The organism is Luteimicrobium xylanilyticum, from assembly GCF_009429125.1.
GTDB lineage: Bacteria > Actinomycetota > Actinomycetes > Actinomycetales > Cellulomonadaceae > Luteimicrobium > Luteimicrobium xylanilyticum.
Genome location: NZ_CP045529.1, coordinates 2,724,014 through 2,737,269 on the forward strand (window position 1 = coordinate 2,724,014; position 13,256 = coordinate 2,737,269).

Below are 13,256 nucleotides of genomic sequence, written 5' to 3' on the forward strand. Positions count from 1 at the left end.
GTCCGCATGACACGGCGGTCATGGCTGCGCGCGCAGCACCTCGGCAGCGACGCCGACCGTGCCACGTTCGAGACGCTGCACACCGCCTCGCTCATGGCCGCGGCGTTCCGCGACGGGCTGACGCCCGCGTCCGCAGAGAACTCGGTCCGGCACCTGCGCACCCTGGTCGGCGCGCACGCCGTCGCGCTCACCGACACGACGAACCTGCTCGCCTGGGACGGCGACGAGACCCACCGCGCGGACGCCCAAGCCCTCGCCGTGGCGGGGGCAGCGCACGGGCGCACGGACGTCGTCGGGCACCGGGAGCTCGCGTGCGACGCACCGTGCCCGGTCCGGCACGTCGTGGTCTCCCCGCTCACGGTCGACGACGTCGTCGTCGGGACCCTCCAGGTGTACGCACCCGACGCGCAGGCCGCCCTAGATGTCCTGGACCGACAGGTTGTACGCCCACCCGGCGGTGGCAAGGGCCCCAGAAGCGGTGACGGCGACCCCTCGCCCGTCCGCACCCAGGACCTGCTCTCCCACCGAGAGCTGATCCGCACGCTCGAACCGGTCGTCGGTCACCGACCAGAGCGGGTGGTTCGCCGTCGTGGTCAACGACTCCCCGCCGATACTCACCCGGTAGTAGGAGTCCTGGTGCTTGAACACCTGCACCACCGGCTCGCCCAACTGCTCCCCAGTCTCGGGATCCGTGGCAAGCACCCGGTCACCGGCAGTGACGTCCTTGATGTCTTTCCGCGACCCGTCCGCGAGCACCACCGGTGTCGACCCCGCGAACGAACACGACCTCGCCGCCCCCTTGAGCGCCGACCCGCCGCCCTTCAATAGCCCAGCCGTCGCCGCGCCCTCCGCGCCGCCGATCAGGGTGTCCTTCACCAACCCCGACGCCGAGACCTGCGTCCCATGGATCGCCGCATCCGACAGGTCACCAGCAGCGCTGGCTGCCATGCCCCCGAGAGCCGCGCACCCCACCGAACCGACACCCGCGGTCAGGAACTCACACCCACCCCCGACGATCACCCCGGCCGTGAACGAGATCACCGTCGAGCCGTGGTCGTCCCACCACTTCGCCAGACCGTGTTTCTTCGGCGCTGCGACCACGACAGGTGCACACACCGGCACCTTCACCGGCGGCGTGACGGTCGTCGCCTTGTAATGCGAGTTCGCCACCGACGACGGCTGCGCGGGAGCCATCCCCGGCCCCGGATCCTCGCCCTTGGACGCCCTGCCCCACTGCTTGTCGGTCATCCCGTCCGGGTGCATGTTCGGGATGAACAGCCCCGAGGGGTCGGAGAACGTGACCGGGTTGTTCCCCGCATACGCGTACGCGTTCCACTGCTGCGGGTTGGACGTGTCCAGCACCGGGTCCACCGACACGAACCGGCCCGTGGCGGTGTCCAAGAACCGGGCGCCCACCTGCGTGAGCCCCGAAGCGTCCAACACCTTGTCCAACATCGCGTGGTCACCAGGCCACGTCGGCTTCGCGCCCCGCGCGTTCCCGAACGGGTCGGTATACCTGCGCGAGACCACGTTCGTGCCGTTCGCGATACTGACCAGCGCCGTCCCCTGCGGATCCGACACCAACGTCGACACACCCGCCAGACCCGTCCCCGTGCGCACCGCGACCGTCTGCCCCGCAAAGCTGTAGTACCGCTTCGCGCTGAGCGTCTGCGTCGAGGTGTCTCGCCCCGGGAATGATGGAGGCAGTGAAGCCCCGGAAAGGACTTCCCCGTCATCATTCCTGCACCACATAAGTACCCCGACGAGCTGCGCGAGCGCGCGACCCGGATGGTTCTGGACGCCCTGAACGACGACCCGGGATCGCAGCGGGGCGTGTTCGCCCGGGTCGGTGACCAGCTCGGGATCAACGCCGAGACACTGCGCAGCTGCGTCCGCCGCGCCCAGATCGATGCCGGCGACCGGCCGGGCACGACGTCCGAGGACGCCGAGCGGATCGCCGAGCTGGAGAAAGAGGTGCGGGAGCTACGGCACGCGAACGCGATCTTGAAGAGCGCGTCGGCTTTTTTCGCGGCGGAGCTCGACCGTCCCTCACGCTGATCTGCTCGTTCATCGACGAGCACAAGGACGAGTTCGGAGTCGAGCCGATCTGCCAGACCCTGCGCGAGGCAGAGGTCCAGATCGCTCCGAGCACGTACTACGCCCGCCGCACCCGCCTCCCGGCGGCCAGGACACGACGCGACGAGGTCCTGACCGAGGAGATCCGGCAGGTCCACGAGGCCAACTACGAGGTGTTCGGGGCCCGCAAGATGCACACCGTGCTCAACCGAGAACCGGACGCCCGCGGGCGCGGTCACGTGGCGCGCTGCACCGTGGAACGGCTGATGCGCGCCGCGGGTCTGCACGGGATCAGGCGCGCCAAGGCCCCGAACACGACCCGGTCGGCACCCCGCGAGCAGTGCCCCGCCGACCTGGTCGACCGGCACTTTTCCGCGTTCAGGGCGAACGAGCTGTGGGTCGCGGACATCACCTACGTCCACACGTTCACCGGCTGGGTCTACGTCGCGTTCGTGACCGACGTCTTTAACCGCGAGATCGTGGGCTGGCAGGTCTCCCGGTCCCTGCACACCGATCTCGCCCTGGATGCCCTGCGCATGGGCATCTGCCAGCGCACCCGCGACGCGGACGACCTGTCCGGGCTGGTCCACCACTTCGACCGAGGAGTCCAGTACCGATCCATCCGCTACGGCCGGGCCCTCGCCGAACAAGACGCGGTCGCCTCGGTGGGATCCAAGGGCGACTCCTACGACAACGCGCTCGCCGAAGCACTGAACTCGCTCTACAAAGCCGAGCTCATCCGCAACCGCGGACCCTGGACCGGCATCGACGACGTCGAGATCGCGACCGCCGAATGGGTCCACTGGTTCAACACCTTCCGCCCCCACAGCGCACTCGGCGGCCTCACCCCGGCCGCGTTCAAGGCCGCGCACCCTCACGGACTCCCGAGTCCTTCAGAACTCGTCCCCGAACCCATCAACGCCAGATAACTCAGCCTCCACCAAACCCGGGGCTTGACACCAACCGGTTCCCGTCCGCGTCATACACCGACGCGTCCTGACTGGTCGCCCCGGCCTTCACGTCCGACAACTCACCGCGCGTATCCCACGTCAACGTCTGCGCCGTACTACCCGCCATCGCACGCGAGGACATGTTCCCCGCCGCGTCATACCCGAACGACGACGACGTCGTCGTCCCCGACGGCCCCGTCGTGTTGATACCCGTCACCGCGTGCGGACGAGCCGACCCCGCCCCCGGATACGTGTACGCAGCGACCGTGTCACCACCCGAAGCGTGCGTCGTCTGCGACGTCCGGTTCCCCACCTGGTCATAGCCCCACGACGACCAATACGGGGCAGCCCCACCCAAACCCAACACCGACGGCGCGCCGGTGCACGAGTTCGACGACGGCGTCCACACCTGCGTCAACCTGCGCAACCCGTCAATTCACACGCTATGACATGTGTCTACAGTTCGGTTGGAGGGTCCCAGAATGCTGCCCCTCCGCCTGGAATCGCAACAGCTATAGATCGATCGGCCGCGGTGACCATCCATGCCTCATAGTCCGGATCTGACGGAACAAATATCCGTGATCCGTTATCGAATTGAATCAGGAGAGCACCACTCTCCTCATCCACGCACGCCTCTGCAATACTCACACCCGTAAGATGCCGTATAAGCGTGGGTAATCCCTCGCCATTCTGGCCGTCCAGAGTCACTGCACCTCCCGAACGGGAGCGGAATTTGAAGAGCGTTTCCACTTGGACTATGGATCCTTCCGAAAGCCGAAGTTCCACCATGTGTTCACCGGAGACACTGCTCACTACGGACCCGACAATATTCAGCATCATTTTACCAACCCTCCGGGACTGGATAGGTTCCGTCCGGGTTTCGCGGAATATGCGTCGCAGAATTTGGCCCAGGCTTTCCGTTCAAGCCGATCGGCTGCCCGTGCCCATTGTAGAACCTGACATATCCGTTCGGGTATCGATCGGTCGGATTCATCACCCTCATCATATCGGCGTTTCCGCTAGCGTTCGGAGCCTGCCACACGTCGCCCTTACCGTTGTCGGCACCACGCCGAACCCATCCTGACTTCGCACCTGGAACGCCGCTGCTCCCACCAGAACTAGACGTGCCAGCCGATTTGCCTCCGTCGCTGCTTCGCTGCATGACTTCGACGCGGTCCTCGCCCGAAGCTGCGGGCAGCAGCGTCTGCAACGACGCGCTCGTCAACGCGCCACCACCAGCCACCTCGGCGAAGCCAAGCGCGATCGCAGGGCCGCCGACCACGCACCCGACACCGGTGAGACACGCGAGCCCCCCGCCGAGGATCGTCCCGCCGCCCTCGAACATCGTGCCCACACCAGCGATGAACCCCGTCCCCGCCCAGGGGTGGTTGATCATCGCGTTCCCGAACGACGCCGCCGCGTTCACCACGTCCGCGGTTGCGTCGTGCACCCAGTTGCCCACCGTGTTGTACCAGTGTTGCTTCTTCGCGACGGGAGCCTTCACAGGGGGCGCTACCGTCTTGCCCGAGTGGTAGTAGTTCGAGACCGACGACGACTGGACCGGGAGCCCGGTCGGGGTCCCGCCCGCGGATGCCTGAGCCCACTGGGCGTCGTTCATCCCGTCCGGATGCATCTTCGGGATGAACAGCCCCGACGGGTCGGAGAACGTGACCGGGTTGTTCCCCGCATACGCGTACGCGTTCCACTGCTGCGGGTTGGACGTGTCCAGCACCGGGTCCACCGACACGAACCGGCCCGTGGCGGTGTCCAAGAACCGGGCGCCCACCTGCGTGAGCCCCGAAGCGTCCAACACCTTGTCCAACATCGCGTGGTCACCAGGCCAGGTCGGGTTCGCGCCCCGCGCGTTCCCGAACGGATCGGTATACCGGCGCGTCACCCTGTTCGTCGAGTTCGCGATCGACAACAGCGCCGTCCCCTGCGGATCCGACACCAACGTCGACACACCCGCCAGACCCGTCCCCGTACGCACCGCGACCGTCTGCCCCGCAAAGCTGTAGTACCGCTTCGCACTGAGGGCCTGCGTCGAGGTGTTCAACGTGAGCTCTTCACCACCAGGCAGATACGCCGTCACGCTCGTGCCCTGCCGGCGGACCAACCGGTTCCCGTCCGCGTCATACACCGACGCGTCCTGACTGGTCGCCCCGGCCTTCACGTCCGACAACTCACCGCGCGTATCCCACGTCAACGTCTGCGCCGTACTACCCGCCATCGCACGCGAGGACATGTTCCCCGCCGCGTCATACCCGAACGACGACGACGTCGTCGTCCCCGACGGCCCCGTCGTGTTGATACCCGTCACCGCGTGCGGACGAGCCGACCCCGCCCCCGGATACGTGTACGCAGCGACCGTGTCACCACCCGAAGCGTGCGTCGTCTGCGACGTCCGGTTCCCCACCTGGTCATAGCCCCACGACGACCAATACGGGGCAGCCCCACCCAAACCCAACACCGACGGCGCGCCGGTGCACGAGTTCGACGACGGCGTCCACACCTGCGTCAACCTGCGCAACCCGTCATACGTGAAGCACTGGGTATCCGCCTTGGAGCCCGCGACAGTCGGCTTGTCCGACACCGACGTCACGTTCCCCGCGTCGTCGTACCCGTACGTGGTGTGCAGGACCTCCCCTGTCGCGTTCTCGAGCCACAACGCCTGCGACGTCATCCGGCGTGAGGCCTGGTCGTAGGTGTACGTGAGCTGGTCCACGTACGAGTTCGACAGGTCCATCGACAGGATCTCGCCGTAGCTGGAGTACGTGTCCTCGGCCACGTACGCACCCCAGCCGTAGGGGCCACCCATCCACTCTGGGCGGTTCAGCTTGTCGTAGTAGGTCGTCACCTTCTCCGCACCCAGGCCGCCGCCTGCGGGCAACGAGACCGACTGCAGCTGCTCGTCGAGCGCGTACGCGTACTTGGTCGTGTACGTCCCGGCAAGCTTGCTTTCCGACGCCGGCAACGTCACCGACTGACCCAGCGGCTGGTACGCGTTGTCATAGCCCGTCACCGCCGTCGTGTACGCGTTCGACCCGACATAGCTCGTCGAGCTCGTCAGCTGGCCCTTGGCGAGGGTGTCGTAGGTCCACTTCGCCAGAACCGCTCCGGTTGCCGAGGTGTCGCGCTCGGCGGTCTTGCGGCCGAGAGCGTCGTAGACGTACCAGAGGGTCTTGCCGCGGGCGTCCTTGGTCGAGGTGACCTGCCCGGCGTTGTCGTACGTCGTAGTCGTGGTGCCCTTGTCCGGGTCCTTCGCCGTGACCTGCCGGCCCCGCACGTCGTAGGTATAGCTCCACGTGTTCCCGGCCGGGTCCTTCATCGAGACCAGCCGGCCGCCGTGATCGTAGGAGTACGTCGTCGTCTGCGACGCCCCCGCGGTCGAACCGGCGGTGTACTCGATCTCCTTGGTGGTGCTGCCCCGGGCGTCGGTCACTGTCGTGGTCGGCGTGCCCCCGGACGGCGGGGTGACCGTCGTGCGGTCACCGCCGTAGGAAGTGGTCGTCTTCCACCGGTCGACCTCGTCGTCCTGGAACACGTCCGCGGTCTGCCGACCGGCGCCGTCGTAGGTGTACAGGTCGCGGGACGGAATCGAGTCGGGCGTGGTCACCACTGTCGCGGACGGCGAACCGGTCGTCGGCCACGCGTTGTTCGCCTTGACCAGCAGGCCACGTGAGTCGTAGAACTTGTCCGTCACGAGCCGCCCGCCCGTGTCCCGGTTCGCTCCCGGCGCCTGGGTCTGGCGTTCGCGCAGCAGGCCGTCCGAGATCGTGACCGAGCTCAGGTACGTCGAACCGTCCTGGTTCAGCGTGCTCGTCGTGACCGCGTTGTGGGCCGAGCCGACCTTGTAGGCGTACTTGACCGACGCGCTCGCCGTCGTCGCGCGCCCGGGCTTCCACACGGCGGTGATCCGGCCGAGGCCGTCGTAGGTGGCCGTGGTGACCTTGCCCGCCGGGTCCGTCGACTTCGTCGGCACACCGCGCAGCGGATCCAGGACCGTTGTCGTGGTCTGGGCCGTCAGCGCCCCGGTCCCGTCCGGGTCCGGTGAAGTGACCTTCGTTTGGGTCACCGGCCCACCCGTGGCGGGCGTGTAGGCGGTGGTCGTCTTGCGGCCGAGCGCGTCGGTCGTCGAGGTCGGTCGCCCGTCCGCGTCGTAGGTCGTCGTCGAGGTGGTCACGTACGAACCGGTCGATCCGGAGTAGGACGACGCCTCCTGCGTCGAGGTGACCAGGCCCTTGGTCGGGGTCGCCCCGTACGCGCCGCCGTCGTAGACGGTCCGGGTGTCGGAGATCACGTCGCCGGGGTAGGTCGCCGTGTCCACGTTCGCACACCGGACCCCCAGCGTGTAGGACCGCTTGATCGTCGTGACGATGTTCGCGGACGTGTTGCGGGCGTATTCGTTGGTCGTGCACCGGTCGTCCGAGGTCGTGGACACGTCACCGATGTCATCCACCGTCAGTGGCGTGCCGTACGTCGAGTCGTACGTGGTGACGGTCTTGGTGACCCGCTCACCGCCCGACAGGGCCGGCGCGGTCGTGTGCGTCTCGGTGGTGCCGACTCCGAGCAGGTACGACTTGGTGCCGTCGGGCGCAGTCGAGGTCGCCGCCGACCGCCACGGGGTGTTGAAGGTGTCCGAGACGACGGCCGACCCGTTGTACGTGATCTGCTCGCGAAGGAACCCGTTGTACCGGTCCGCATCGTCGATGCCATCGACCTGTGCCGACCTGCTGGTGCCGTCGGCCTGGTGGTCGCCGTCCATCCCGCGGAAGTAGCGGTAACGGACCTTCTCGCGGTTCGCAGTGCCCGTCGACCCGGTCACCACGTCGACCGTGCCGTAGCCCCGGAACTCCGACCAGGTCCGTTGCGCCACGGGGACCAGCTCGTTGTCGTCGTAGTGCCACGCGGGCGACCCGACGTAGTCGTAGTCGGTCTCCACCGGGAGCGACGTCGCGTCACCGCCGTACTGGATGAGTGCGGTCACGACGTACTTGTGGAAGTACTCCACCCGCGGCCCGCCTGACCCCTCCGGGTCCCACACGACCGGGTAGCACATCCGCGTGTTCGAGTCCTGCCCTTCCGCCGAGGTCGACGGATGATCACTCGTGGTGCAGTCAGGTGCCGAATAGTTGACGGTCACTGTCCCGCCGGCCTCGGTCGTGACACCGCTGACGCGATACCGGTACATCTGCGGGCCGTAGTCACCGGTGTCGTCGACGCGGTTCGGCATCTGCGTCCCCGAGAACGTCACGGCAGGTAGGGCAACCGATCCGTTGGACTTGCCCGTGTGCACGATCTTCGCGAGCCACAGGACGGCGTTGGACCCGTCGCCCGGGTCCGGGAACGACTGGGTCAACGCCCAGGAGTCCACATCCTTGTACGCGCCGCCCGAGTACACCTGCGTCGTCACCGTCGTCAGCCGCTTACGCGTGAAGAACGACGGCGAGGTCTGCGTCGGGCACGTCGCCGACGAGGAGCAGATCAGGTCGAACGGCACATCGGGCCACGACGAAGCCGTGCTCGACGTCAACGACGAGCAGTCGGAAGCAACGCACCTCTCCGCAACCGTGAACGCCACGTGCTGCGGTGCCGCGGCAGCAGTCTCCGAGCCCTTGCGCTGGCCGTAGTCGATGCCCGTCAGATACCCGCCCCGAACGTAGGACGAGACCGCCTCGTTCAGGTTCCGGCCGTAGTGGTTCGTCTCCTTGGCGTACTTGTACGTCATCGTGTTACCTGCGGTGTCCACGACGTAGTCCAGGTTCCACCGCCACGCCTGCTGGCACCACGAGTCAGCGAACGCGGTCGCGTGGCACGGCTCACCCGCGTTGTTCCCGTACACCGGAACAGTCCAAGCCGAGTTCAGTGCCGCACTGTCAGTGGGCCGCTGGTCTTCCCCGAAGAAGTACTGCGTGCCGTCGGTGGTGATGACCTCCCAGTACTCGTGGTCATCGTCGCCGTTGGCCGCGCCCGTCAGGTGCCTGACGAGCGTCCCGTCATCGTCCTTCGGGTGCCAGACGTCGCTCGTCCCGTCCTGAACGAGCTCGACCGCCTTGCCACCGAACACCAGCGTCGCGTTGTCCGTCCTCCAGCACAGGTCACCGGTCTTGTGCCCCGCGTTGTTCGCCCCCGAGCTCGTCGAATCGTCCGCGCACGAGGCGTACTTGCGTTCCACGTAGCCGGCATCCATGTCCCAGCCGTCACCGATCCAGGACGTCTGGTTGTTCGTCGTCGCGACCTTGCCGTCCACCGAACCCGAGTCGTAGGAGATCGCCAAGTCGGGCGACGGCCCACCCTGGGTCGCCGGAACCGACAAGGGGTAGGACCAGGTGAAGTCACCGGTCTGATTGCTGACCTGCCACGCCGCCGAAGCCGACAAGGGCGTGGCCGACCAGTCGCCTGACGAACCCGACGCCGTGGCCGCCAGGGCCATCACACCCATCGACGCCGTCGCGACCGTCGCGGTTACGGTCTGGCTCGCTGCGTCGTTGGTCGAGTCCGACACTGGGGTCTGGGTACGACAGGCCGCCTTGTCCGGTGTCGTCAATGCACAGTCCGGCAGACGGACGAGCCGAAGCCGCGAAGCCCAGTCACCCCCGTACGCACCAGCAAAGTCCGAGTAGTCGACCGATAGGTCGACCTTTTCCGATGCATCGACATCGGTCGCCCGCAGGTCCAGCACGACACCCTCGACGCCAGCCCTTGCCGCGGCGTCGCGATCCGCGACAACGACGTCGACGGCCGTTGCGGAGTCGCTCGTAGTAGCGCGCGCGGTCTGGCCGCGCGCGGCCACGCTCACCGGCAACCCGCCGGGCACACCCCTCCACGTCGCCGAACCCTTCGGCCCGACACGCGCCACCGTGTGAGCGGCGCTGGGCCAGCGCACGCTCGGCCGTCCCGCCGACGCGAGCGGTTCCTCCGCATCGACCGCGCCCCCGGCCACCGCCTCGGAACGAAGGGGCTTGACATCGGGCACCGTCTTCTCGAGCTCGTGCCCGTGCTCGCGGCGCTGGGCATCGGTCCACGTCGTCCGGTCAGACTCGTCGTGCGCGCTCGCCGCCGGTACGACGCAGACCGTCGCGACGAGCGCCGCGGCCACCGCACCCGCGACCACGCCGCTCCCCCGGCGAGTCGCCGAGGCAGCCACGGCACGCTTCGCCCTCCGGAACAGCTGTCCCTTCATCCTCATGCGCCGGCCCCCAGGCAGGTGTCGTGGATCTGCGTCGTCGACTCGATCCCCTCATAGACGTGGATCGCCCCGATAGCGCCCGGCCAGGCATCGGTCGCTGCGTCGTTGTACCGCCCGCGGCCGACCTGGAAGTTCCCGAACGCCATCCATGGCGTCGTGAAGCTCGCTGTGTGGGCGACCGGATTGTCAGGTGTTCCTGGTGTGCAGACGTACAACGTGGCGGTCTTCGCCGTGGCGTCGTAGACACCAGTCAGCTGCGTCCACTGCCCCGTCACCACTTCGTCCGGGGCTGTCACGAAAGTCGTCGTCGGACGCGCAACGTCCGCGCTGTTCATTAGGAAGCTCCAGCACCCGTTGACCGGCGCACCCGCACACTCAGCCCCCGATCGGTGAGCAAGCTGGAACGCGCTCGCATGCGATCCGTCGACGCTGACAGCAGTCGCGTTCCGCGTTGCGGCGTCAAGCTCGACCATGGCCGAGACCGAGAAGCTCTGGTCCGTTGCGAGCGGCTCCGAGGCCGACTGCGCGTAGTGCCCCGCGACGCCATCGAAGTGGATCGCACTGGAGTCGGCGAAACCATCGCCGTCGAGGTCACCGATCGGGCCGTCCACCCAGGTAGCAGCCGTCAAATTCAACCTGCGCGTCACATCACCCGGATGCTGGGCATCCGCGACCGTCGAGCCGGTGCCCTCCGTCATGCGCCACTCCGACTCGACGCCGGTCACCCGCACATAGAAGACGAACTCGGTGTGCTTGCTGCTCGCCCAGCCCGCGCGATCGATCGACTCCACGTACAACGTGTGCTTCCCGGGCTTGGTCGGTGTGAACGACACGTTCGCGCCGGGGTTGGCGGGCTTCGTCATCGCGTCGTCGTCGAAGTTGTACTTGTAGGACACGATGTCGTTCGCCCCACCGTTGGTGAACGTGAACGTCCCAGGCGTGCCCACCGCCCCGCTCGGCGTCGTCGAGTTGCGATACGGACCCGAGACCACCGTCACGCCAGGCGCGACCGAGGGGGGCGACGTCTCGATATAGAACTCACACTTGCCCGAGACTGGGCCCTTCTTGCCCGCGCTGTCCGTGGCATAGGCGTCGAAGTAGTACGCCACACCATCCTTGAGCTTTCCAGCCGAGACCTTGACCGGGATGTCGACCCGCGCGTTGTGGAACGACGTCATGTCGTAGGACCACACCTTCGTCGACCCGCTCACCGTGTAGATCGCGTAGTGGCCCTTCAGCTGGTCCTGCGACGCGCTGTCGTTGTCATCAGGATCGTTCAGCTGAGCACTGACGGTCGGCGTATCGCCCCGAAACACCGGGCGCGCCGAGTCGGTCGTTGTACAAGGTGCCGAAGGCACGTCAGGAAACTTGAGCGCGGTTGGAGCGTAGGGCGCACGCTCGATCGTGATCGAGATGCTCGCGTCCTTGCGATACCGCTTCCAACCCTGCTGCATGCTCGCCTCGGTATGCGCCTTCAACCCGATCGCGAACGACTTCTTGTTCGTGTCCGCAGCCCACTTCGCCGCCTTCGTGATATCCCACGACACGAACCGCGTCGGCGAGTCCGGGCACGCCGACTTGTGCGCCACCGTGATCTGCTGCTGCGCAACATAGTCCCCGGTACCCCACAAGCTCGCGTTGGAGTTCCACGTCGTCCCCGTCGAGATGTTCTTCGACACGTACGCCGTCACGCCCCGCGGGGTGCAGTCCCACGAATGCGTACCGAACGCCTTGAACGTCGCCTTCGTAACATCCGCCCCTGCCAGGTCGCCCAGCCAGTCCAGATCATCGAACTCCCAGATCACCCGCTCCTTGCGTGTCTTATTGCAGGCCGTCGTGACCGCGTAGTCGCACAGCCCCATCCCCTGGTCCGGGGAGAACTTGTAGTACGTGTAGTCAGGTGCACCGGAGTCGATCATCACCCACTCCGCCGGCGTCTTGGACTTGACCTTCGGGTCGATGAACACCGGCCACGTCGTGCCCGAGTCCGTCAGCATCCCGTCGTCCGGCGCGACCGTGACGTCCTGGTCCGTGACCGTGGTTTTCATCTGCGCGACATGGTCACCCTCGACCGGAGCGACCGTACGGTTCGCCAGTGCGTCCTCGCCCAGCACGTCGGCGGCAGAGGGCGTCTCAACGACCGGAGTGGCGCTCTCCTCTCCGGTCAAGCTGAACGGCGCGGCCAGAACCGCCTCGGCGTTCGCCTGCGCGATCACGCCGTCCGCCGACGAATCCCACATCTGCGGCTGCGGCGCGGTGAACACCGCCTCGCCAGCAGAGTCGCGCGCCTCGAACCCCCCGCCCGCACCCACCACATCCAAGTCGCCGCTCGTCGCGAGCGGGAACTCCAGCTCCGCCAGCGCGGGATTCGCCGCCGCCTGCGGCGAATCGACCCGCAGCACCTCACCGAACCCGGCCGTGTCGTCGTCCACGGTGACGATCAGATCGACGCCCGGAAGCACGTCGTCGTAGGTCAGCTGCGAACCCGAGATCTCCGGTGCCGGCAGGTCGAACGGGACGTCCATGCTCAGCTCATGGCCACCGGTCGCGATCGTTGCGAGCGGCTGGCCTGCAGTGCCGTCCGAGAACGTCATCGGCGCGATCGGCGAGGCGACCTCGATGCCGCCGGTCCCACCGACGAGCGAACGATCGATCGGCTTCCAGGCCCCCGACACCTTGGTCCGCACGGGCTCCGAGCCCATGTCGTACGTCGTGGTGCCGTCAGGGTTCACGTGCACCGTCTGGTACGCCGTGTCGGCACTCATCAGCTCCACCGGCGACGAGCACGACGCCGCCTGCGCGACCGCGTCGGCGGCCTGCTCCGCCTGCCCGGTGCACGGGATCGAGGAAGACTCGTCTGCGGCCGCGGAGCCAACTGAGAGGGGCAGCAAGCCGATCACAAGCAGAGTTGCGACGCCGCCCCGCAGGCCGCGGCCTGAGCCGACTATTGTTCCGACGCCTGCTTTGACGGAACCAGAAATGGGCGCGCTCGACCTTCGCAACGACATGGCTCGTCCTCTATCTTCCAGGACTACTGCTCT

At 67.1% G+C, this 13,256-nt stretch carries 6 protein-coding genes and 1 other annotated feature; of the genes, 1 reads left to right on the forward strand and 5 read right to left on the reverse strand.

Annotated elements, in window-relative coordinates:
- Positions 1-18: 18 nt before the first annotated feature.
- Together KDY119_RS12145 and KDY119_RS12150 are read right to left on the reverse strand one after the other, a co-directional pair.
- On the reverse strand, positions 19-300 hold the full coding sequence (locus KDY119_RS12145) for a hypothetical protein (RefSeq protein WP_153022362.1): 282 nt from the start codon (positions 298-300) through the stop codon (positions 19-21).
- Positions 301-417: 117 nt separating this feature from the next.
- Positions 418-1,620 (reverse strand): RHS repeat-associated core domain-containing protein, encoded by a 1,203-nt coding sequence (locus KDY119_RS12150; RefSeq protein ID WP_194174200.1) that lies wholly within the window; start codon positions 1,618-1,620, stop codon positions 418-420.
- Positions 1,621-1,788: 168 nt separating this feature from the next.
- Between KDY119_RS12150 and KDY119_RS12155 the strand changes: the two genes are divergently transcribed.
- Positions 1,789-3,005, forward strand: a protein-coding gene (locus KDY119_RS12155) for an IS3 family transposase (RefSeq protein WP_407657399.1) whose coding sequence is annotated in 2 segments (ribosomal slippage) — positions 1,789-2,026 and positions 2,026-3,005 — 1,218 coding nt in all. Because the reading frame shifts where the segments join, the coding sequence is not laid out codon by codon here.
- Positions 2,019-2,147: a sequence feature (AL1L pseudoknot), on the forward strand. Its footprint overlaps the gene before it by 129 nt.
- Before the next feature lie 477 nt (positions 3,006-3,482).
- Here the strand turns inward: KDY119_RS12155 and KDY119_RS19420 are convergent.
- Genes KDY119_RS19420 through KDY119_RS12165 form a run of 3 tightly spaced genes read right to left on the reverse strand, consistent with a single transcriptional unit; the run spans position 3,483 to position 13,115 of the window.
- Positions 3,483-3,866 (reverse strand): DUF6188 family protein, encoded by a 384-nt coding sequence (locus tag KDY119_RS19420; RefSeq protein ID WP_227994327.1) that lies wholly within the window; start codon positions 3,864-3,866, stop codon positions 3,483-3,485.
- Position 3,867: 1 nt separating this feature from the next.
- A complete protein-coding gene (locus KDY119_RS12160; protein ID WP_153022364.1) occupies positions 3,868-10,173 on the reverse strand; it encodes an RHS repeat-associated core domain-containing protein in 6,306 nt (2,101 codons plus the stop codon).
- A gap of 38 nt (positions 10,174-10,211) precedes the next feature.
- The gene (locus KDY119_RS12165; protein WP_153022365.1) at positions 10,212-13,115 is read right to left on the reverse strand and encodes a LamG-like jellyroll fold domain-containing protein; all 2,904 of its coding nucleotides are present in this window, start codon (positions 13,113-13,115) and stop codon (positions 10,212-10,214) included.
- Between the last annotated feature and the right edge of the window lie 141 nt (positions 13,116-13,256).

Bases quoted from the DNA above. Each gene is read 5' to 3' on its own strand.
- KDY119_RS19420 (WP_227994327.1), bottom strand. From the start codon at position 3,866: ATGATGCTGAATATTGTCGGGTCCGTAGTGAGCAGTGTCTCCGGTGAA.